Source organism: Citrobacter sp. EC_71 (genome assembly GCF_019584005.1).
In the GTDB taxonomy this organism is placed as follows: domain Bacteria; phylum Pseudomonadota; class Gammaproteobacteria; order Enterobacterales; family Enterobacteriaceae; genus Citrobacter; species Citrobacter werkmanii.
In genome coordinates this window covers 127,139-149,593 of the sequence record NZ_VDAY01000012.1, presented here as the reverse complement: position 1 = coordinate 149,593, position 22,455 = coordinate 127,139, and the positions used below count along the sequence as shown (strand labels likewise).

21 protein-coding genes are annotated in these 22,455 nt (G+C 52.0%); 9 read left to right on the top strand and 12 right to left on the bottom strand.

Annotated elements, in window-relative coordinates; all coding sequences use genetic code 11:
• Positions 1-29 precede the first annotated feature (29 nt).
• Positions 30-1,115, top strand: a complete 1,086-nt coding sequence (mnmH, locus tag FHD02_RS14845; RefSeq protein WP_137360438.1) for a tRNA 2-selenouridine(34) synthase MnmH — start codon at positions 30-32, stop codon at positions 1,113-1,115.
• Here the strand turns inward: mnmH and FHD02_RS14840 are convergent, their stop codons facing one another.
• The 6 genes from FHD02_RS14840 to ybbA form a co-directional block, all read right to left on the bottom strand.
• A complete protein-coding gene (locus FHD02_RS14840) occupies positions 1,116-1,775 on the bottom strand; it encodes a methionine ABC transporter permease (RefSeq protein WP_003831085.1) in 660 nt (219 codons plus the stop codon).
• Positions 1,768-2,784: a virulence-associated ABC transporter ATP-binding protein SfbB gene (sfbB, locus tag FHD02_RS14835; RefSeq protein WP_079225152.1), complete on the bottom strand. Its 1,017-nt coding sequence runs from the start codon at positions 2,782-2,784 to the stop codon at positions 1,768-1,770. Before sfbB ends, FHD02_RS14840 begins: the two co-directional genes overlap by 8 nt.
• Positions 2,785-2,847: 63 nt before the next feature.
• The gene (locus tag FHD02_RS14830) at positions 2,848-3,678 is read right to left on the bottom strand and encodes a MetQ/NlpA family ABC transporter substrate-binding protein (RefSeq protein ID WP_038638419.1); all 831 of its coding nucleotides are present in this window, start codon (positions 3,676-3,678) and stop codon (positions 2,848-2,850) included.
• A gap of 245 nt (positions 3,679-3,923) precedes the next feature.
• On the bottom strand, positions 3,924-5,057 hold the full coding sequence (locus FHD02_RS14825; RefSeq protein ID WP_042310002.1) for a porin: 1,134 nt from the start codon (positions 5,055-5,057) through the stop codon (positions 3,924-3,926).
• Between the two features lie 186 nt (positions 5,058-5,243).
• Positions 5,244-7,658: a putative ABC transporter permease subunit YbbP gene (gene ybbP, locus FHD02_RS14820; protein ID WP_137370910.1), complete on the bottom strand. Its 2,415-nt coding sequence runs from the start codon at positions 7,656-7,658 to the stop codon at positions 5,244-5,246.
• Complete coding sequence (gene ybbA / locus FHD02_RS14815) at positions 7,655-8,341, bottom strand: putative ABC transporter ATP-binding protein YbbA (RefSeq protein ID WP_137370911.1); 687 nt, start codon at positions 8,339-8,341, stop codon at positions 7,655-7,657. The genes ybbP and ybbA overlap by 4 nt, the downstream gene beginning before the upstream one ends.
• Between ybbA and tesA the strand changes: the two genes are divergently transcribed.
• The 3 genes from tesA to FHD02_RS14800 are packed head-to-tail and all read left to right on the top strand — an operon-like array spanning position 8,309 to position 10,647.
• On the top strand, positions 8,309-8,935 hold the full coding sequence (tesA, locus tag FHD02_RS14810; protein ID WP_003021850.1) for a multifunctional acyl-CoA thioesterase I/protease I/lysophospholipase L1: 627 nt from the start codon (positions 8,309-8,311) through the stop codon (positions 8,933-8,935). The two genes, ybbA and tesA, sit on opposite strands and share 33 nt — an antisense overlap.
• A 28-nt stretch (positions 8,936-8,963) precedes the next feature.
• On the top strand, positions 8,964-9,734 hold the full coding sequence (locus FHD02_RS14805) for an SDR family oxidoreductase (RefSeq protein WP_042310009.1): 771 nt from the start codon (positions 8,964-8,966) through the stop codon (positions 9,732-9,734).
• Positions 9,735-9,792: 58 nt separating this feature from the next.
• Complete coding sequence (locus FHD02_RS14800) at positions 9,793-10,647, top strand: co-chaperone YbbN (RefSeq protein ID WP_042310010.1); 855 nt, start codon at positions 9,793-9,795, stop codon at positions 10,645-10,647.
• 78 nt (positions 10,648-10,725) lie between these two features.
• On the opposite strand, the gene fetB is transcribed toward FHD02_RS14800, so the two are convergent.
• Together fetB and fetA are read right to left on the bottom strand one after the other, a co-directional pair.
• A complete protein-coding gene (gene fetB, locus FHD02_RS14795; RefSeq protein ID WP_038638405.1) occupies positions 10,726-11,505 on the bottom strand; it encodes an iron efflux ABC transporter permease subunit FetB in 780 nt (259 codons plus the stop codon).
• Positions 11,492-12,169 carry an iron efflux ABC transporter ATP-binding subunit FetA gene (fetA, locus tag FHD02_RS14790; RefSeq protein ID WP_137370912.1) on the bottom strand — a complete coding sequence of 226 codons (678 nt, stop codon included), beginning with the start codon at positions 12,167-12,169 and terminating at the stop codon, positions 11,492-11,494. The genes fetB and fetA overlap by 14 nt, the downstream gene beginning before the upstream one ends.
• A 257-nt stretch (positions 12,170-12,426) precedes the next feature.
• Between fetA and FHD02_RS14785 the strand changes: the two genes are divergently transcribed.
• The 4 genes from FHD02_RS14785 to FHD02_RS14770 are packed head-to-tail and all read left to right on the top strand — an operon-like array spanning position 12,427 to position 16,650.
• Positions 12,427-13,344, top strand: coding sequence for an SPFH domain-containing protein (locus FHD02_RS14785; RefSeq protein ID WP_220394028.1), 918 nt, complete (start codon positions 12,427-12,429; stop codon positions 13,342-13,344).
• Entirely contained in the window at positions 13,341-13,799 is a 459-nt protein-coding gene (locus FHD02_RS14780; protein WP_220394027.1) for an NfeD family protein, read from the top strand. The genes FHD02_RS14785 and FHD02_RS14780 overlap by 4 nt, the downstream gene beginning before the upstream one ends.
• 20 nt (positions 13,800-13,819) lie before the next feature.
• The gene (locus FHD02_RS14775) at positions 13,820-15,964 is read left to right on the top strand and encodes a hypothetical protein (protein ID WP_220394026.1); all 2,145 of its coding nucleotides are present in this window, start codon (positions 13,820-13,822) and stop codon (positions 15,962-15,964) included.
• Positions 15,934-16,650 carry a DUF3142 domain-containing protein gene (locus tag FHD02_RS14770; RefSeq protein WP_137370915.1) on the top strand — a complete coding sequence of 239 codons (717 nt, stop codon included), beginning with the start codon at positions 15,934-15,936 and terminating at the stop codon, positions 16,648-16,650. The genes FHD02_RS14775 and FHD02_RS14770 overlap by 31 nt, the downstream gene beginning before the upstream one ends.
• Here the strand turns inward: FHD02_RS14770 and cueR are convergent.
• Together cueR and FHD02_RS14760 are read right to left on the bottom strand one after the other, a co-directional pair.
• Complete coding sequence (gene cueR / locus FHD02_RS14765) at positions 16,647-17,057, bottom strand: Cu(I)-responsive transcriptional regulator (protein WP_006685661.1); 411 nt, start codon at positions 17,055-17,057, stop codon at positions 16,647-16,649. The genes FHD02_RS14770 and cueR overlap by 4 nt on opposite strands.
• Positions 17,058-17,228: 171 nt before the next feature.
• Positions 17,229-17,885: a FadR/GntR family transcriptional regulator gene (locus FHD02_RS14760; RefSeq protein WP_042310019.1), complete on the bottom strand. Its 657-nt coding sequence runs from the start codon at positions 17,883-17,885 to the stop codon at positions 17,229-17,231.
• Positions 17,886-18,029: 144 nt separating this feature from the next.
• Between FHD02_RS14760 and FHD02_RS14755 the strand changes: the two genes are divergently transcribed.
• Entirely contained in the window at positions 18,030-19,343 is a 1,314-nt protein-coding gene (locus FHD02_RS14755; RefSeq protein ID WP_220394025.1) for an anaerobic C4-dicarboxylate transporter family protein, read from the top strand.
• 101 nt (positions 19,344-19,444) lie between these two features.
• Here FHD02_RS14755 and FHD02_RS14750 read toward each other — a convergent pair whose 3' ends face one another.
• Both FHD02_RS14750 and argH read right to left on the bottom strand, forming a co-directional pair.
• Positions 19,445-20,761: an anaerobic C4-dicarboxylate transporter family protein gene (locus FHD02_RS14750; protein WP_137360431.1), complete on the bottom strand. Its 1,317-nt coding sequence runs from the start codon at positions 20,759-20,761 to the stop codon at positions 19,445-19,447.
• A gap of 64 nt (positions 20,762-20,825) precedes the next feature.
• Complete coding sequence (argH, locus tag FHD02_RS14745) at positions 20,826-22,202, bottom strand: argininosuccinate lyase (RefSeq protein WP_220394024.1); 1,377 nt, start codon at positions 22,200-22,202, stop codon at positions 20,826-20,828.
• Positions 22,203-22,455: the final 253 nt, after the last annotated feature.

Here is a 22,455-nt window from a genome sequence, read left to right as displayed (position 1 = left end):
ATTGCTGTTTTGTATTCTCAGGATCAAATATGAACGATGGAACGGACTATCGCGCGATTCTGCTCGCCGGTACGCCTATTATCGATGTACGCGCCCCCGTCGAATTTCAACAAGGCGCGATGCCGGGCGCAGTCAATCTCCCCTTAATGAACGATGACGAACGCGCCGCCGTCGGTACCTGTTATAAACGTCAGGGGCCTGAGGCTGCCCTGGAATTGGGCCATCAACTGGTCTCGGGTGAAACCCGCCAACAGCGCATGTACGCCTGGCAGGATGCCTGTCGTCAACACCCAAAAGGATATTTATGCTGCGCGCGCGGCGGTCAGCGTTCGCATATTGTGCAGCAGTGGCTGCACGAGTCCGGCATTGACTATCCGCTGATACAGGGCGGTTATAAGGCTCTGCGCCAGGCGGTCATACGGATAACGGAAGAATTGGTGCAAAAACCGATCGTCTTAATTGGCGGCTGTACCGGGAACGGTAAAACGCAATTGGTACAACAGCAGCCGAACGGTGTGGATCTCGAAGGACTGGCGCACCATCGTGGTTCCTCGTTTGGACGTACCGTGGAACCGCAGCTGAGCCAGGCGAGTTTTGAAAACCTGCTGGCGGTCGAAATGCTCAAAACGGACAGCCGACAGGATTTGCGCCAGTGGGTGCTGGAAGATGAAGGCCGGATGATCGGTGCTAACCATCTGCCCGAATGCCTGCGCGAGCGCATGACCGAGGCATCCATTGCGGTAGTGGACGATCCTTTTGAGCTGCGTCTGGAGCGCCTGCGCGAGGAATATTTCGTGCGCATGCACCACGATTTTACCCACGCTTATGGTGAGAGCCAGGGCTGGCAGGAATACAGTGAGTATCTGCACCACGGCCTGTTCGCTATTCGCCGTCGTCTGGGGTTACAGCGTTTTGCCGAGCTGACCGCCCTGCTTGACGTGGCTCTGCGCGAACAGCAGTCGACGGGCTGTACCGACGCTCACATGGGCTGGCTGGTGCCGTTACTCAACGAGTATTATGACCCGATGTATCGCTATCAACTGGAAAAGAAAGCCGCGAAAATCGTCTTTCGCGGCACATGGCAGGACGTGGCCGGATGGCTTAACGCGCAGTGATCAGTGTCTGTCGCGCTTATCCGCGCGTTTTGCCAGCCAGTCGCCCAGCACCTGGACAACCTGCACCAGAATAATCAGCGCGACAACGGTGACGATCATGACCTGGGTTTCATAGCGGTAATAACCAAAGCGAATCGCCAGGTCACCTACCCCGCCGCCGCCGACAATCCCGGCCATCGCCGAGTAACCGATCAGGCTCACCAGCGTGATCGTCAGCCCACGCAGCAGTCCCGCGCTCGCCTCAGGTAACAGAACGGTGCAAATGATGCGCATCGGGCTGGCACCAAAAGCTTCCGCCGCCTCAATAATGCCTTTATCCACTTCACGTAGCGCGCTATCCACCAGCCGGGCATAAAAAGCAATCGCCGCCACCGACAGCGGGACCGATGCCGCAATCGGCCCGATGGTGTTCCCGAGCAAAAACTGGGTGAGCGGTAGCAGCAGCACCAGCAGGATCACAAACGGTACCGAGCGGATAATATTCACCAGCACGGAGCTGAGCAGATACACAAAACGGTTCTGCCAGAATAAATGCCGGTCGGTGACGAAAATAAGAAAACCGAGCGGCAAACCGCCAATAATCGCCAGCACCGTTGAGATGCTCAACATCTGGAAGGTTTCATTAAACGCCAGCGTCAAATCAGGCAATAAATCATCCACGAATCACCTCCACTTGAGCAGTACGTTGACGAATATGTTCCACGGCGACATCCACCGCAGAAGGGTTATGCGGCGCGGTCAGTTGCACCACCAGAATCCCCAGCGCGCGTTCGCCGATATATTCAATTTTGCCGTGCAGAATGTTCACCGCCACGCCAAATTTAACGGCAACTTCTGACAGCACAGGCTGTTCCGCCGAATCGCCGATAAAAAGAATTTTTAGCAACTGGCCGGGAAGATGCTGGCGCAGACGTTCAGGTAACGTCAGATTGAGGGTATGCGACACCAGTTGCTGGGTGAAGGCATGCTGCGGGTGAGCAAAAACGTCAAACACCTCACCGGACTCCACCACCTTGCCGCCTGACATCACCGCCACGCGATCGCAAATCGATTTGATCACGTTCATCTCGTGAGTGATCAGCACGATCGTGATCCCCAACTGTTGGTTGATCTGCTTAAGCAACGCCAGAATCGTGGCCGAGGTTTCGAGATCTAACGCGGAAGTGGGTTCATCACACAGTAACACATCCGGGTGATTGGCAATCGCACGGGCAATGCCCACGCGCTGCTTCTGACCACCGCTGAGCTGAACCGGAAAACGGTTCGCCTTATCAGACAGTCCGACCAGCGCCAGAATCTCCGTGACGCGTGGAGCAATCTTGCTGCGTTCCCATCCGGCAGCCTTCAGGCTAAAGGCAACGTTTTGCGCCACGGTGCGAGTATGCATCAGATTAAAGTGCTGAAAAATCATGCCAATGCGCTGACGCGCTTTACGTAACTGCGTTCCTTCCAGCGCAGAAATTTCTACGCCGTTTACCTTCACGCTTCCCTGGCTCGGACGCGTTAAAGCGTTCAAGGTGCGTAGTAGCGTACTTTTCCCCGCGCCGCTGGTTCCGACAATACCAAATATCTCGCCCGCGCCAATGTGCAAGCTGACATCATCAACCGCCCGGGTTGAGGGTCCACGGCCTGCGGTAAAATCCACGCAAACCTTTTCTATCTCAATCATATCCACCTCAGAAATGCGAAAAGGGCAGTCGCCGCTGCCCCTGTTAACCCTTGCATGCAGCGATTATTGGGCTGCCGACATCCATTCCGGTTTCTGGAAGGCGCTGTAGATGTTTTGCGGATCGTCGATCACCGCGCGATACGCCGGGGACTTCACCGCTTCAACAATATCTTTCGCGAACGGTTTATCCGCATCTTCACTGCGTACCGCAATGATATTTTTCAGATTTTCGTCCAGATGCTCTTGCTTGATGGCGCTGGAAAGATCCAGTTTTGCCGCCACGGCAAAGTTACCGTTGACCAGCGCGCCGGTCACACCGTCCAAAGTGCGCGGTAGTTGTGCCGCTTCCAGGGGTTTAAACACCAGCCCTTTCGGGTTGCTGGCGATATCACGCTCGGAGGCTTTCGTGGGATCGATATTGTCTTTGATGGTGATAAGACCAATGGATTGCAGGAAACGCAGACCGCGGGCCAGGTTGGTCGGATCGTTGGACAGCGTGATCACATCCCCTTTTTTTAACTCATCCAGGCTTTTGATTTTGTGCGAGTAAAACCCCATCCCAGCCGTCGGGACCACAATCAGCTTGCTCAGCTTTAGCCCTTTATCGGCGGTGAATTTGTCAAAATAGAGCGAGTGCTGGAACAGGTTGGCATCAATGCTGCCGTTGGAAAGCGCCATATTCGGCTGCACGTAGTCGCTGAATTCGCGCACCACCACCTTGTAACCTTTCTCTTTCAGCGTAGGGGCAATGGCCTGTTTCACCATATCGCCGTACGGCCCAGGCGCGACGCCAAACACGATGGTATGCGGGTCACTGTTCGCATGAGCAAATTGTAAGCCGCAGGCCAGTAACAGCGCCCCGGTCGCGACGCGTAAACTCTGACGCAATCCCATATTTTCTCCATTTTAACGTTGTGGTGTCATGTCTCACGCCGTTCATGCGGCGTTGTTCTCGTTGGCCTGATAACAGGCAGATTTCTAACATGACACAGATCACAACCCGCTGTCCTTGAAATTATTTCATGATGTTGCGAAGTATGTCGTTGAATGTGCAAGGAAGGTGCTTATGCGTTTTTCGGCAAGGGAGAGTAAAAAACCGGATAACGCCCTGGTTACCCGGCTTTGGAAGGAAAATTGACTTAGAAGTCGTAACGCAAACGCACCAGGTTCATATCGCCCAGGTTGTCGGTGCTGGAGGTAAAGACGTGTTCGTAATCCACACGGAAACCGTAATCCAGCTGGAAGCTGATACCCACACCGTTGTCGGTACGCAGATAGTTACGACCATTCACGTACTCGATACGATCGCCCATAAAGTAAGGCTGAACAGATTTCAGCGCATACTGACCAACCGGGAAGGTGTAACCTGCGAAGTATTCCAGACCCCATGCATCACCGGCAAAGTAGTCGTTAACCGAAACTTTTTTGGTGGTCATGAAGTTTTGATACCAGCCGCCGCCCATTGAGAAGGTCCAGTTGTCCGGTTTCCAGCTCAGTGCGGTACCGACGATGTTTTGATCGTAGGTTTTGTTGCCGTCGCCGCGCATTTCCGCACGGGTATAGTTCCACGCGGTGCCCCAGGTCAGGTCATCGGTGATGTGATAATCCACACCCAACGAGCCGCCGCCTTTACGCTTGTAGCGCAGGCCGTTGTTCGGGTTGTAATCATCGCTGAACAAATAAGATGCATAGAGATCAACATCACCCACCGTTTTCTTATACTTCAGCGATTTACGTGTACGATAGGAACCGTCATAGTCGCCATTGATACCGTTACCTGGCGCCTGACCGATCATATCGTAGTCCCAGATATCCGTTTTCGCCCCGACCACGTCATAGTAAATGCTGTTCTGTTGACCGAAGGTCAGCGTACCCCAGGTCGCGCTCTTCAGACCGGTGTACAGCATACGACGCGTGGTGTCGTTGGCGCCGTCAGCGTAGTGATTATCCCAGTTGAACATGGCCGGGAAGTTAACGCCCAGCTCGTAGTAGCTCACCCAACTGATGTCATCAAACAGATAGTAGTCTGCGGCGAAGCGGAAACGGGTCCCGCCGTCGAAACCATTACGTTTGTAGCCATTCTTACCATCGTCACCGGCCATATTCTGGAACTGCGGACGAATACTACCGCCGACGGTGAAGTTAAGACGGCTTAGCGGATCGCCCGCCTGCGGATCTTGTTTCAGGACCGTGATTTCCGCCTGGGAAGCGAAAGTCGTTAATGCCACTGCTGCGCCGATCGATACCGCCAGCGCCGTTTTTTTTATAGTCATTATTTGTACCTTGATAGATAGCCTGCCAATTATTCAGCATACAAATATTAACGTTTATTAATACACTCGTGTTGTCGGGTTTTTATTGTTCTGTGCTGTTAAATATCAAGGAGTTATCAATTTGTGCTACATAGATAAAAAAACGCACCGATTTAAAAACCGGTGCGTAATCATCACTGACAGGAATTAACTACTGAACTGACGGAACAGCGCTTTACCTTTTAGCAGACGTGAACCGAGCCATCCGCCGCATAGAGAGAGGAGCAATGCCCCACAAAGCGGCAACACAACCCACAGCCGCCAGTCTGGCTCCCACGGGAAATCAAATACGCGGGTTTGCAATACCGCCAGCGCGGTTTCCGCACCGATGGCCGCCACCAGCCCGGCGACCATCCCGAGCATGGCGAACTCGCACCACAGCGTAGTACGCAGCAATTTCTTGCCTGCTCCCAGCGTGCGCCAGACCACCAGTTCCTGATGACGTTGACGCATCCCCACCTGAACCTGTGCCAACAGCAACAACATGCCACAGGCGGTAACCAGCACCACCATCACCTCCAGCGCCCTACTTACCTGCTCCAGCACCTGGCCCACCTGTTTGAGGATGGCGCCTATATCCAGCAGGCTGATGGTCGGGAATTCGCGGTTAAGCTGCGTCAACATGCCGTTGCCGTTCTCCCAACGAAAGCTGGTTAACCAGCTCTGGGGCTGATCGTCCAGCGCCCCGGAAGGGAAAATAAAGAAGAAGTTAGGCCGCAGGCTTTCCCAGTCCACTTTACGCAGGCTGCTGACCGTGGCGCTGAAATCCTGGGTATCGCCCATAAAGGTCACCCGATCGCCGAGCTTCACGTTTAACCGCTTCGCCAACCCTTCTTCCATCGATACTTCACCCGCTTTTGGCGGCCAGCTTCCGGCAGTTATCGGGTTATGATCTGGTCGGGTATCCTGCCAGGTCAGATTAAGCTCACGGTTAAGCGCCTCATCCTGATTGCCTTCGGTCGGCTTATCGTTAATGGCTGTCAGACGCGCCCGTACAATCGGATAGAACGATTCCGGGATCACCTGATGTTCCGACAAGAATGACTTCAGCGGTACAACCTGCTCACTGGCAATGTTGATCAAGAAATAATTGGGACTTTCTGGCGGCATTTGCTGCTGCCAACGGTCAAGCAGATCGCCACGCAGCACCAGCAGCAACGCCAGCAGCATAAAGGAAAGTGAAAATGCCGACAGCTGGCTGAGCGTTGACCACGGCTGGCGCAACAGTCGACTGACCGCCAAACGCAACGGCAGCGAGGTGAGCGTCAGACCACGCAGCACATTGAGCAGCATCCAGCCGAGCACGCCGCACACCAGCGCCAGTACCACCGCCCCGGCCAGCACGGCCCATAACAGCAGGCTTCCCCCCATCAGTCCAGCGAGCAGGACGACCACAACGACCAATACTACCGGCAAATAAAACTTCAGCGGCCAGACGTTTGCCACCACGTCACGGCGTAACACACGTAGCGGCTGCGTCGCCAGCAGTAGCCGATAAGGACGCAACCCGACCAACAGCGAAATTACCGTCATGGTGCCTAAGGCCCACAGCCACGGCCAGGGGCTGGCGGGCGGCAGCTCGCCGGGCAGGACCGGCTTGAGTAACACCACCAGTGCGTGCTCAAACAACAGCCCAAAAAGCCCACCGGTAACACCAGACAGCGCCAGCACCATCATCCATTGACCAACAATCAGCCTACGCAGTTGCGCTCTGCCCGCGCCGAGGGTTTTCAGTATAGCCACCAGATCGTAACGGCTGCGGCAATAATGGCTCATCGCCACAGCAACCGCGGCGACCGCCAGCAGCAGCGTTAACAGCGCCGACAACAGCAGGAACTGTTGCGAACGCTCCAGAGATTTCCCCAGCGCGCCTTCATCCTGCTCCAGCCCGTACCAGCGCTGTTCAGGCTTTAGCTGCGGCAACAGCCATTTTTCGTACGCGTCCAGTTGCTGCGGCGTTCCGCCAAATTTATAGCGCCAGGTCACGCGGCTTCCCGGCTGGACCGCCGCCGTTTTTTCGACATCCGCCATGCTCATCATCAGGCGCGGTGCTATCTGGAACGGATTAAAACCGGAGTCCGGCTCCTGCACCACTTCTCCAGCGATGCGCAGCGTGGCATCACCGACGTCAATAGAATCACCGATTTTTAGATTGAGCAGCGCCATCAGGCGCGGGGCCAGCAACACCATGCCCGGCTGTGGTTTCAACCCCGGTGGATTAGTTTGTAACGTGCCGTACATCGGATACACGTCATCTACCGCTTTGACGTTCGCCAGTTGCGGCGTGTCATGGGCAAAAGTCATGGTCGCAAAAGTCAGTTGCTCGCCGACTTTCAAACCCCGCTGCCGCGCCTCGTCAATCCATGCTTTCGGCACGGTGCGTGAACTTTGCAGCGCACGATCTCCCGCCATAAACTCGCGGCTTTGCTGGCTCAACCCTTTTTCCATACGGTCGCTGATATTCCCCAGCGCCAGAACGCAGGCCACCGCCAGGCTCAGCGCCAGCCAGACAATCAGTAGTGAAGGCGAGCGCCATTCGCGCCAGAACCAGCGTGCAATCATGCCTCCTCCTGCAACTGTCCATTCACCAGACGTAAGCGCCTGTCGCAACGCGCCGCCAACTGCGGGTCATGCGTCACCAGAATCAGGGTGGTGCCGTGTTCCCGGTTCAGAGAAAACAACAGGTCGGCTATTTTGTCTCCGGTCTGGCGATCGAGGTTGCCTGTCGGCTCATCGGCAAACAGCACATCCGGACGCCCGTTAAATGCCCGCGCCAGCGCCACGCGCTGCTGTTCCCCGCCGGAAAGCTGGGCCGGAAGATGATCCAGACGTTTTCCCAGCCCAAGTTGCTCGAGCAACGTTTTTGCCCCGTCGCGGCTTTTTCCGCTGTTTTCACCACGCAACAGCGCGGGCAGTTCGACGTTTTCCAGTGCGTTCAGGGTCGGGATTAACATGAATGACTGGAAAACGAATCCCACATGTTTTGCCCGCAGCTGCGCCCGGGCTTCTTCATCCATGGTATGTAGCGCCAGCCCCACCAGACTCACTTCACCGCTGGAACCATCGTCCAGCCCGGCGAGGATCGCCAGCAACGTGGATTTTCCCGATCCCGACTCGCCAATCAGCGCAATGGTCTCGGCGCGTTTGACAACCAGTTCAACTCCGGTAAGGATGGATAGCTCATGATCACCCTGACCGACGGATTTCTTAAGATGATGAACTTCAACAATGTTTTCCGCTGGCATTGGCCTTTCCTGTTCCTGGTCCTGTTAACTTTCCGCGCCGCCGCTGCGGACACGTTATTAATTCTGGGTGACAGCCTGAGCGCCGGATACCGTATGTCCGCCAGCGCCGCGTGGCCTGCGCTACTTAATGATAAATGGCAAACCAAAACGCCAGTGGTGAATGCCAGCATTAGCGGCGACACCTCGCAGCAGGGCCTGGCCCGTCTGCCTGCATTACTCAAGCAGCACCAGCCGCGTTGGGTACTGGTCGAACTTGGCGGCAACGATGGCCTGCGGGGCTTTGCGCCTGCGCAAACCGAACAAACCCTGCGCACGATTTTGCAGGACGTGAAAGCGGCAAATGCCGAACCGCTATTAATGCAAATTCGTCTGCCGGCAAACTACGGTCGCCGTTATAATGAAACCTTTAGCGCGATTTATCCAAAGCTCGCCAAGGAGTTTGATATCCCTCTGCTGCCCTTTTTTATGGAAGAGGTGTATCTGAAACCCCAGTGGATGCAGGATGATGGTATTCATCCTAATCGTGACGCCCAGCCGTTTATTGCCGACTGGATGGCGCAACATCTCACTCCTCTAGTTAATCACGACTCGTAATTCAACGGAGATCCCGACAGGTAAAGTTATGCAAAAATCGGTCTTAATAACAGGATGTTCCAGCGGAATCGGCCTGGAAAGCGCGCTTGAGCTAAAGCGCCAGGGTTTTCAAATTCTGGCTGGCTGCCGCAAACCTGACGATGTCGCGCGTATGAACAGCATGGGATTCACCGGCGTATTGCTGGATCTGGATTCACCCGAAAGCGTGGATCGCGCCGCCGATGAGGTGATCGCCCTGACCGATAATCGTTTATATGGGATCTTTAACAACGCCGGATACGGCGTCTACGGCCCACTGCCCACGATTAGCCGTGAGCAGATGGAGCAGCAGTTTTCCGCCAACTTCTTTGGCGCACATCAGCTTACCATGCGCCTGTTGCCCGCCATGCAACCTCACGGCGAAGGGCGCATCGTGATGACCTCCTCGGTAATGGGATTGATCTCAACGCCGGGACGTGGTGCCTATGCCGCCAGTAAATATGCGCTGGAAGCCTGGTCCGACGCGCTGCGTATGGAGCTGCGTCACAGTGGGATTAAGGTCAGCCTGATTGAACCAGGCCCCATCCGCACCCGCTTTACCGAAAACGTTAACCAGACGCAGAGCGATGCCCCCGTCGAAAACCCCGGCATTGCCGCGCGGTTTACGCTGGAACCACAAGCGGTTGTCGCCAAAGTGCGTCACGCATTTGAGAGCGACAAACCGAAGCTACGTTATCCGGTTACGCTGGTGACCTGGGCAGTTATGCTGCTTAAACGCCTGCTGCCAGGCCGCATAATGGACAAAATTTTACAGGGTTGAGTTGAAGCTCGCGCGTCAGCCCCCATGTAACAAGAAATCGACAAAAGAGAGTAACTCCATGTCCACACAGAATATTGTTAATATTAATGAATCGAACCTGCAGCAGACCCTTGAACAGTCGATGACCACGCCGGTCCTGTTCTATTTTTGGTCTGAGCGCAGCCAGCATTGTCTGCAATTAACGCCGGTGCTGGAGAGCCTTGCCGCCCAGTATAATGGTCAGTTTATTCTCGCTAAACTCGACTGCGACGCCGAACAGATGATCGCCTCCCAGTTTGGTCTGCGCGCGATCCCTACGGTTTATCTGTTCCAGAACGGTCAGCCGGTAGATGGTTTCCAGGGTCCGCAGCCGGAAGAGGTTATTCGTGCGCTGCTGGAGAAAGTGCTGCCGAGCGAAGAAGAGCTGAAAGCACGCCAGGCTATCGAGTTTATCGAAGCCGGTAATCACGCGGATGCGTTGCCGCTGCTGAAAGAAGCCTGGCAACTCTCCAACCAGAGCAGCGAAATCGGCCTGCTGCTGGCGGAAACGCAAATCGCCCTCAATCGTTCTGACGATGCCGAAGCGGTGCTGAAAACAATTCCATTGCAGGATCAGGATACCCGTTATCAGGGGCTGGTCGCACAGATTGAACTGCTGAAGCAGGCGGCGGATACGCCGGAAATCCAACAGTTGCAGCAACAGGTTGCCAGCAACCCGCAGGATGCCGCGCTGGCCACGCAATTAGCCATCCAACTCCATCAGGTCGGACGTAACGAAGAATCGCTGGAATTGCTGTTCAGCCACCTGAAGAAAGATCTTACGGCTGCCGACGGTCAGGCGCGTAAGACCTTCCAGGAGATCCTTGCCGCACTGGGAACCGGCGATGCGCTGGCTTCGAAATACCGCCGCCAGCTGTACGCGCTGCTGTACTAATCCGTTTGATTTGGCCCGATGGTGCTTGCGCTTATCGGGCCTGGAAATTCAACAAATACCGCTCCCTCCGGCATCACATCACGTCTTCTTCAAATGCGTTACGACTAATTGGTGGCGTGAATTATAGAACTTCCGATAGGTCAGGTAGCAGGCAATAATGGTTGACAGGCTGGCGGTCGAAAGCAGCATAAACGTCACCATAATCTGATACTTAATCGCTTTTACCGGGTCAATACCGGCAAAAATCAACCCAGACATCATCCCCGGTAAACTCACCAATCCCACGGTCTTGGCAGAATCGATCGTCGGGATCAGCGAGGCGCGAATGCTGTCGCGAATCAGCGGCGCGGAGGCCACCTTCGGCGTCGCGCCGAGGCTGAGCTTTTCCTGGATTTGCTGCTGTTCACTGTTAAATCGCTGCCCCAGATTGTTGTAACACAGCCCCACCGCCACCATCGCATTACCTGCAATCATCCCGGAAATTGGAATAACCTGCATCGGCGTGAACTCAATAGAGCCGGACAACACCAGTACCGACAGCGTCAACCCCGCCCCAACCGTAATGGCAATAAACGACGAGAGAAAAGCGTTATCAATATATTTACTGCGTTTTTGCGCGTTATAGGCGGCGTTAAAACAGATAAACAGCACCATCAATAAGGTCAGAATGCTGTGATTGACGCCGAAAATATATTTCAGTACATAGCCGACGATAATAAGCTGAACCACAGCCCGGCAAACGCTCCAGAGAATATCTTTTTCCAGCGCCAGTTTTTCTTTGTTACTGATCAGTATGGCGACCACCACCAGCATCATCGCTAACGCCAGTGATTCATTGGTAATATTATGCTCGTTCATTGCTGACTTCCTGCATTTCTCCGGCGTGCGGTTGAAGAGTGATGACATTATCCGCGTGATTAATCTCATCTTTATCGTGCGTCACCCACAGCACGGCAATATTCTTGTCGCGAACATAGTGGTGAATTAATTCATTCACGTTACGTTTGTTGGACTCATCCAGTGCGCTGGTGATTTCATCAAGCAGCAGGATTTTGGGCAGAAACTGTAAATTACGAATTAACGAGACGCGCTGCTTTTCGCCGCCGGACAGTTCATTGATCCCTTTTTTGAGAATACTTTCGGGCAACTCAAAACGGGCCAGGTCTTCCAGAAACACATCCGGTTCCGGGCGTTTATCGCGGATTTGCCAGGGAAAAATGAGGTTGTCGTAGACGGTGTCACCAAACAAAGCGGGCGTTTGCGCGCAATAAGAGACCTGCTGGCGATAAGCTTCAGGCTTAAGCGTTGATATCTCCTTACCCTCAAAAAGGATTTCACCGGAACTCGGACTAATTAACGACGCCACAATTTTCAGTAACGTACTTTTACCGCAGCCGGACTGACCGGTAATCAGCTTAAATTCTCCGGCATCGAGATTAAAACAGATGTTATTGAGAACCTGCGTCGCCCCCGCCTGCCAGGCGACATTTTTCAACTGAAGCAAAATGCTGCTTTCTTCCATTATCGATCCTTTTTTACCTCTTTCGTGCAGACAGTCTATACCCAAAATAATTCGAGTTGCATGAAGGCGGCAAGTGAGTAAATCCCCAGTCACATAGCTAGCTATGTGACTGGAGTGAACGAACGTAGCTAACGCACATGCAGCTTGAAGTATGAAGGGTATATTCCTGTAATTTATTATAGGGGAGCCACCTTGATTAATCGGGTATAATTTGACTAATGAGGCAGTAAAGGACAGCACAACAGGAGGTTTCATCAATGCTCATTTTTATTCCTATTCTTATTTTTGTCGCGCTGGTCATCGTCGGCGCAGGCGTCAAAATCGTCCCTCAGGGATACCAGTGGACGGTGGAGCGTTTCGGGCGTTACACCAAAACTCTGCAACCTGGGTTAAGCCTTGTTGTGCCTTTCATGGATCGTATTGGTCGTAAGATCAACATGATGGAACAAGTGCTTGATATCCCTTCTCAGGAAGTCATCTCCAAAGATAACGCCAACGTCTCGATTGATGCTGTGTGTTTTATTCAGGTGATCGACGCGCCGAAAGCGGCATATGAAGTCAGTAACCTCGAACTGGCAATCATCAACCTGACCATGACCAACATTCGTACCGTTCTCGGTTCAATGGAGCTTGATGAAATGCTCTCCCAGCGTGACAACATCAACACGCGCCTGCTGCATATTGTTGATGAGGCCACCAATCCCTGGGGCATCAAAATCACCCGTATTGAGATTCGTGACGTGCGTCCACCGGCGGAACTGATTGAGGCCATGAACGCGCAGATGAAAGCCGAACGTACCAAGCGCGCCTACATTCTGGAAGCCGAAGGCATCCGCCAGGCGGAAATCGTCAAGGCCGAGGGTGAGAAGCAGTCGAAAATCCTGATAGCGGAAGGTGAACGCCAGTCCGCGTTTTTACAGGCTGAAGCGCGTGAACGTTCCGCAGAAGCAGAAGCCCGCGCAACGCAGATGGTTTCTGAAGCCATTGCCGCCGGGGATATCCAGGCCGTGAACTACTTCGTGGCGCAGAAATACACCGAAGCGTTGCAGCATATCGGTTCGTCGAATAACAGCAAAGTGGTGATGATGCCGCTGGATGCCAGCAGCCTGATGGGTTCCATTGCCGGGATCGCCGAACTGGTTAAGGACAGCGCCAGCGAGCGGAAAAAATCATGATAGCGATGATTCTGGTCCATCCGCACATCTTCTGGCTCAGCCTCGGCGGTCTGTTGCTCGCCGCCGAGATGCTGGGCGGTAACGGTTATTTGCTATGGAGCGGCATGGCAGCGGTAATAACCGGACTGGTGGTTTGGCTCCTCCCGCTCGACTGGGCGTGGCAGGGAGCGATGTTCGCTGTACTCACGCTGCTGGCGGCCTGGCTGTGGTGGAAGTGGCTGGCAAAACGCGTGAAAGAGCAGAAACCCGCCGACAGCCATCTTAACCAGCGCGGTCAGCAGTTGGTTGGCCGTCGATTTATTCTGGAAAGCGCCCTGGTCAATGGTCGCGGACATATGCGCGTCGGCGACAGTTCGTGGCCCGTCAGCGCCCGCGACGATTTGAGCGCGGGAACGCAGGTTGAAGTCATTGCCGTTGAGGGAATTACCCTGATTATCAAAGCGGTACCACACTAAAACAGACAGGAATTCAGACTATGATCAGGAAGACGTCTCTCGCCGTTGCCCTTTATTCTTTGCTGGCTGGCGCGCCTCAGGCTTTCGCCTCCTTCGATATGGAAGACTGCAAATGGAGCGACGACAGCTGCCTGCTGAAAGGTACGCCGACCTTTAACCCGGCAAACGACAGCCGCGACAACCTGCTGCGGCTGCTGAGCCAGGAAAAAGCATTTGATCTGCCCGTGCAGTCGATGCCTGAAGATATCACCCGCTCCCGCGATTTCTATTTTGCATATCACCCGCAGTGGGATGAAACAGCCCCGCAGCCAGCCTCTGCCCCGGCATCCGCTGAAGATAGCCCCCTCTCCCGACAGATGGCCGAGCTGAACATTAATGCGGATGAAGCCAACCTCAACGACGCCGAGCATGAGAACCGTTATGTTTCGAATAATACCGCCAGCGTCAGCCAGTTTTTTGCTGCACTGCTGGCCGATACCGCGTTAACAGCAGAGCAACGCCAGGCCTTAGCGCAAGCGCGTATGGGGCTGTTCTCTGACGCGACCCGAGAACAGATTGAGTCATCTCTCGCCACTCTCCCAACGGATTCGCCAGCTCAACAGTACAAAAGTTACCTCGCGGCAGCCGCCAGCTTCTATGCGGGTGATTATGCCAGCGCCGAACGGGATTTCACTCAGCTCGCTAAAAGCGATCGCCCGTGGCTGGCGGAGACCGCGCAATACATGCTGATGCGTACGGCGCTGAACAAGAGCAGTCAGAACAGCGTGGGCGAATATGGCGATTTTGATATCGCTAAAATTAACCGCGAGGACGCCTCTCAGGCTCAGATTCTGGCGCAAGCCTATCTGCAACGCTTTCCGCAGGGGCAATACGCCGCCTCCACGCGCGGCATGTTGCGCCGAATTAACTGGTATTTACAGGCGTGGCCGCAGCTGGCCGGGTTGTATGAGCAGACGCTCCAGCAGTCGGCTGACGCACAGCAACTGCGTGAAACCGTCATCGAATACGATAATGTCTACGGCATGGCGTTCTACGATCAATCCGTGCTGGAAGCCTTCCCCGATGCGCCGCGAGTCAGCTACATCGAACTGCTACGCGCGTTACGTCTGGATAGCAATAACAACCCCACGCTGACCCAGGCGCAACTCGATGCCAGCAAGCCGGTGTTTGAGCAAAGCCAAAAAATGCCACTGTGGCACGATCTGCAACTGAATTTGTGGATGGCGACAGGCAACTATGCGGCGATTATCCAGGCGGTAACGCCAGCGCATAAACTTGCACCGCGCGATACGCTGGCTTTCAGCGAACAGGTGCTGTACGGCGAAGCGCTGATGGGCCAGAAGAATTGGACCGCGGCACGCGATTTCTGGCAGCAGTTGCTGAAACTCAGCCAGGACAACGAACAGCGGCAGTATGTGCAGGCTAAGCTCGCCGCAACGCTGGTTTATAGCGGTGACGTGGCTGCGGTTTTCGCTCCGGATAGCGCGGTGACTAACCTGCGTTTTCGTTCGCAGGTGCTGAAAACACAGGCCACACTTGAACAACTGCGTCAGCAGGCCATCCATGGACCGAATAACGAAGAACGTACCATCGCCCTGCATACGCTGCTGGTACGGGATCTTACCGAGAATCGTTTTGGCGACTGGTTGAAAGATAAAAAGCTTGTCAGCGAAATCGCACCGCCGGTCATTGGCGAGGCGTTTAATGACGTGAACCTGAGCACTTTTGACTGGAACGGCGATACGGCTCAGGCCGGATATACCTGCCGCAGCCTCAATGAAACGGTAACGGTATTGAGTAAAAAAGCGGATGATGCCCACGCGCTGAACTGTTTAGGCGAATTTTTCCGTACCACGCAAACGCATGTTGATCTGTGGAAAAACAGCGCTGGCAACGACGTGCTTGAAGCAGCCATTTCTCGTAAGGAGCCGTTTGGCCAGTTCGACAGACAAAGCTACTATCAGCAGGTAATCACCTCGCCCACCGCCGAAGTCGAAGATAAGAGCTTCGCGCTGTACCGCGCCATCATGTGCTATGCGCCTTCAGGCTCTAACGAATGCGGCGGTGAGGACGTGGATAAAGTGCAGCGTAAGGGCTGGTTCACCCAACTGAAAACGCAGTATCCGGGAAGTCCGTGGGCGCAAAAACTCAAATATTACTGGTAACCGCGCTACTGATGGGCCAGGCACAGGCGGCGGATGTTGTTGCCGCTCGTGAACATCCGGCTTTCTGGCTGTGGTCTGGAGTAAAGGCCAGTGACGAGCTGAAAAACGCGCAAACGGTCTATCTGCATCAGGGCGAGGTGCTGGTTCGGTCGGGTAACGTGGTTTTCCAGCGCTTGGGACTGCCGGTCAGTCGACTGACTTTTCCCTCAATCTGGCTGACCGTACGCTTTACCACGCTCGACGTACCGGAGGTGATTCCTGCCCGTATCATACGGCTGATGCAACGCTGGCAGAACGCTGGTAACCACGTCGTCGGCCTGCAGGTTGATTTTGACGCGGCGACCCACCAGCTAACCGATTACGCCCGTTTTCTACAGCAGCTACGCCAACAGCTACCGGCCGAGTTTGCGCTTGGCGTGACCGGACTACTGGATTGGGCAAAAACAGGCGATGTCGCCACACTGAACACGCTGGCGGTTGATGAACTGGTGGTGCAGAGCTATCAGGGGCGGCGCACGGTAACGAATTACCAGGCGTATCTGCCCGCACTCAGCCGCCTGCGTATTCCATTTAAGCTGGGACTGGTGCAAAACGGCAGCCGGGATCTGCAGGCAGAAGCGCAGCTGGAGAAATCCCCGTGGTACCGCGGCACGGTGGTGTTTATGCTTAATCCCTCTCGCCGTTAAGCCTTCGCTTTGTGATGACAGCAGCCAGAAAGATTATCCATGATCGGGCATTCGGCGCTGTCATCGCCGGGGCAACTCTCCGCCAGCGCCAGCAAATGCAACCGCATGGCCTGCAGCTCGCTGATATGCCGCTCAATGTCCGCTACTTTCTCTAATGTGCGTTTTTTTACGTCCGCGCTGTGACGCGCCGGATCGTTAAACAGATTTACCAGCTCACCGCACTCTTCCAGATTAAAACCAACCTGCCGCGCCTGGCGCAGCAGCGTCAGTTCATTCAGATGCTGTTGGTTGTATGTACGATAGCCATTTTCGCTACGCAGCGGCGGCGTCACTAGCCCTTTTTCTTCATAAAAGCGTATCGCTTTGCTGGTTAAACCGGTTTTTTTCGCTACATCGCTAATATTCACATTTCCCCCATCAGATCATTGAAGAGCCGAATCTCATTATAACGCACATCCTTCTCTCTTATAGATCCGAAACGATCCAGATCCACCACGCAGCAGGAAAGCCACTGGAGAACGGGGCGATAAATAAAGAAATACTCAAACCCGCTCCCCGGTTTTAGCAACATCAATATCTTATATTTTCTTCTCGAGCAGATGGGTGCGCATCAGTTCTGAAGCCATTTGAGCATCACCTTTTCTAATGTATGACAGGATTTCCCTTTGTTTTGTCGCGGTATCCAGGAAATATTGGCGATCATTTGCCGGTAACGACTCTCTTGTTTTCTCAAAATAAGTAATTAACACATCAGAGAAAACCTGCAGAACACGGTTGCCGCTTGCCTGCAGCAGGAGCAGATGAAAATCCCGATCGTGTTGATCGGCTTCTTGCGGATTGTCTGCGTTTTCTTCTATAAGCCTCAGTTCATTTTCGAGTTTCGAGAGCATGGCCGGAAAGATTCGCCGGGTTGCCAGGGGAATGATCGCACATTCAATCAGGATCCTGGCCTCTGTAAATTCCGTAATGTCAAAACCAGACAGATCGAACTGCATCAGCAGTTGGTTGTTAATGCTGCTTTGTCCCATATTTTTCAACACGCTGCCTCGGCGAGGGGCGCGTTCAAGCATCCCCATCTGTACCAGAGTGCTGAGCGCCTGACGGACTTTATAGCGAGATGTATTAAAACGAGCCGCGAGTTCAGTTTCTGTTTCAATACGTCCGTCGGCTTTACGGTTAGCATCATCAAGTAGATAATCTTTAATACTTTCAAACAGTTCGTTTTTTTTATCCATAACGTTCTCTGATTACAGTATGGCTGCATTCATAAGTATAAATAATATAATAAATTAGGTTACTTTATATACCATCGTGATAAAATTATAACCCATCATTATTAGAATAATATTAAAATATTTGTTAACAAAAAGGAATTAATTATGGTGTTATTCGTAATTGAGTTTGCGATAGTTCTTACATGTATTGGTATAGGGGGGCGCTTTGGGGGAATTGGCTTAGGCGCCGCAGGCGGATTAGGGCTCGCTATTCTGACCTTTGGCTTTGGCCTCCCTCCTGACTCTCCCCCTATTACGGTCATTTCTATTATTCTTGCAGTTATCACTTGTATCACTATCCTTCAGACGGCAGGTGGTCTGGATCTCTTCGTTACGATGGCTGAAAGAATTCTGAGAAAGTGGCCTGGGGCAATCACTTTTCTGGGGCCAGCAGTCGCTTATCTTTTTACAGCTATATGCGGAACAGGATATGTTGCCTTTTCCGTTTACCCGGTGATTGCAGAAATAGCAGCAGATGCCAGAGTACGGCCGGAACGAGCAATGTCGATGTCAGTTATTGCCGCCAATTTTGGACTCATTGCCAGCCCGGTGAGTGCCGTCGTAACAGGAACAATTGCCGTCCTTGCCGGGTTACATATTTCTGCTTTAGATATTTTATTAGTGACCGTTCCCGGAACGTTTCTTGGCTGCCTGGTTGGCTGTCTTTTTGTCTTTAAAAGAGGCCATGAGCTTGAAAATGATCCAGAATTTCAACGCCGGGTTGCTGAAGGTGAATTTGAGTCAGTAAAAGCTGAAGATCGTACAGCAAACATCGTGACCAAAGAAGCGAAGAGAGGATTGCTGATTTTTCTTACCGGCATCATTTTGGTTGTTGTTATGGGATCTATTCCTCAATTACGACCAGTATGGAACACTGGTTCCGGCATAGAGCGCATGAGCATCCCAACCGCGCTGCAAATAATCATGCTAACAACGGCGTGTATTATTATGATGGTGTGTCGAATTTCTCCTTCGAAACTTGATTCAGGTTCCGTTTTTAAAGCGGGCCTGGTCGGTGTCGTTGCCATATTTGGTCTGTCATGGATGATGAACTCTTTCTTTGAAGCCTGGCACGAATTATTTAATACGGCTTTTCATGGTTTTCACAACCCCGTGCTATTCGGCATAATTGTGTTTGGTCTTTCCGCCGTGATTTATAGCCCTGCAGCAACTGCGGTGGCGTTATTACCTGCTGGCGTATTAATGGGATACCCGGCTGAAACGCTGATAGCATTACTTCCGGTCACGTGTGGATCGTTTATTATTCCAGGTGGGGCACAGATTGGATGCGTGGCGTTTGACAGGACCGGAACAACCCGTATTGGTAAGTATGTGGTAAATCATAGTTATATGTTACCAGGTCTGGTCACCGTTGTGGCGTCGACCCTTTTCTGCTTCCTCTTTGCCAAAATCATATAGTGCCGAAATATTATCCTTACGACATCCCCTGCTGCATAAAACAGAGGGGATGCCGCTCATTTAGGTCAAAGCACAATCACTGTATCTCTCTTCACCTGCAACTAAAGAACAACCTGCGCAATCAGGTAGGCAAAAATGACCTGTGAGATAACCATGACGAAACCAGGACGAATATAGCTATGGTTAACCACAAAACGTCCAATTTTGGTTGTGCCCGTTCTGTCAAACGCCACGCAACCAATCTGATTCGCCCCAGGGATAATAAAATCACCGCAGGTACAGGCAAATATAGCGATGAGATACGGAGCAGGAATACCCAGTGTGACGCCTAAGGGCATGATTGCCGCTACCGTCGCAGCCGGACTCATGATGACCAGGGAGAACAGGAATACCACAATACCAAACAGCATTGGCGCACCATTCACGAGACCACCAAAAACGTTGATCAGTTCTGACTGGTAAGCATCAAAAAAAGTTGCTGTCATCCAGGACACACCGAGTATTGCCACGACCCCCATCAAACCGGCACGGAATACCGAACCACTATTCAGAGTACTGCTGGGAACCCTGCCGACAATCATGATGAATAATGCAGCGGTTAGCATGATCATCTGAATAACCATTGGGGTTGAAAGTCGCTTTCCATCCCAGGAAGGAAGTAGTTCTGTAAAAGATCCCAAAATGAGTACCAGCACGACCCCGATTGCAAAGATGGCCACACCTTTTTTGGCGCCAGGTGACGCAACATATTCCTGTTTCTGCTCGGAATGCATGAACTCATACTCACCAGCTGCAACACGCCGCTGAAATTCAGGATCGTCTTCCAGCTCTTTCCCACGCTTGTAGACTGAAAAGCTGGTGACGATTGCCGCCATAAAAAATGAAGGGAGGGCGATGGATAATATTTGTCCCAGTGTGATCCCAGCATATTCATGCAGGATAGCCAGCATCCCGGCGGTTGCCGCGCTCATTGGGCTGGCAGCAACCGCAACGCTGGCCGCGATGACCGTTGCGGATAATGCTCGTTCGGGACGGACTTTGGCTTCAGCGGCAACCTCTGCGATAACAGGATACAGGGAAAACGCAACATAAGTGGTTCCGCAGAATAACGTAAATACCGACGTTAATATTGGCGCAAAAAACGTAATCGCCTGCGGTTTTTTACGAAGTAACTTTTCAGCTACTCTGACCAGATAATCTAACCCACCGGCAGCCTGCAATATACTAACAGCGCCAATAACACAAATAATAATTAACATTGCCGTAATGGATGGTGAGGAGGGTTTGAGCCCAAAACCCAAAACGAGTATTGCGACCCCTAATCCCCCACCAGCACCAAGCCCCATTCCGCCATACCTTCCACCAATTCCAATACAGGCGAGTACAATAAATAATTGTATAAAGAATAAAACGTCCATTTTTTTCACCTTAAAGAAGCTCCCGGACATTGCATCCGGGAGATATTGATTATTATATTCAGAATTATTTTAAATATTTTCTGGCTATATCAATCTGTTTTCTAACAGCATCCGGTCCGGTTCCACCATAGGACATTCTGGCTTTAATACATGCCTCCAAAGAAATATTCTCATAGATGTCATTTTCAATTTTATTATCAAATGAGCGGAACTCATCCATAGAAAGTTCTTCTAACATTTTTTTGTGTTTAATACAGTAATTAACCGCACTACCTACTACATGGTGCGCCTCTCTGAAAGGAATACCTTTACGCACAAGGTAATCGGCCATATCAGTCGCATTCGAGAACCCTCTGGCCGCCGCGCCACGGGTATTCTCTGCAAGAATGACCATTTTATCGAGCATCGGGGCCATAATTTTCAGACTGGCCTGTAACGTATCCATTGAATCATAGACCTGCTCTTTATCCTCGCTCATATCCGTATTATAAGCGAGCGGTATTCCTTTCATGATAGTCAGCATGGCCATTAGATTTCCGTACATACGCCCCCCCTTTCCGCGCATTTTTTCAGCTACATCGGGGTTTTTCTTTTGCGGCATAATGCTGGAGCCCGTACAGAAATCATCAGAAAGCTCAATAAATTTAAAATCCTGGCTGGAGAATAAAACCAGTTCCTCTGAAAGACGAGTGAGGTGCATAAAGCACATCGCTGCAGCTGCGGTGAATTCAACCATATGATCACGATCGCTGACAGAATCAATACTGTTTTCAGTCGGTTTATCAAAACCAAGCTCTCGGGCAGTGAAGTCACGGTCAATAGGAAAAGTTGTTCCTGCGAGAGCTGCCGCGCCTAAAGGACACTCTCCCATACGGTGATACAGGTCTTCAAATCGGGTCCAGTCACGACGTAACATCCAGTAATAAGCCATAATCCAGTGCGATAAAAGAATGGGCTGACCGGTTTGTAAATGCGTATAGCCCGGCATTATCGCATCAATATTATTTTCTGCTTTATTTACTATAATTTCTTGTAGATTAACAATGTCCTGTTGAATTTCGCGAATAGTGGTTCGCATATGCATTTTAGAATCTACGGTGGTCTGATCATTACGGCTGCGACCGGTATGTAGTTTCCCCCCGACAGGGCCAATGATTTCAGTCATTCTTCTTTCAATAGCCATATGAATATCTTCATCGACAGTATCGAAAATGAATTGACCTGCTTCAATTTCTTTATTTACCTGTGTTAATCCGCCAATAATGGCATTTGCTTCATCTTGCGTAATAATCCCCTGACGCCCCAACATGGTGGCATGAGCAATACTTCCCTTAATATCAAAAGGACATAAACGTTGCTCCAACATAATAGTTGCATTATAGGATTCAACTAATTTATTTGTTGGCATATCAAAACGCCCGCCCCATAACTTTGTAGACATAAAGCCTCCAGCTTAATTGTTACAGAATAGTCAAATTGCCAGATAATCGGTTTGAGTTCAGTTTCAGAGTACAAAATCGCACCTTTAATTGTCAACAAATGAAGCCATTAAATCGACTTATACAAAAATTAATTACATTTATTAAATCATTATGCTTACTAATACTTTAAGCCAAATAAAGAGACCTTCATCACATTTAAAAGGCCATCTGAAGAGAAATACATTCAGCATATTTAGAGGTGTCAAAATACAG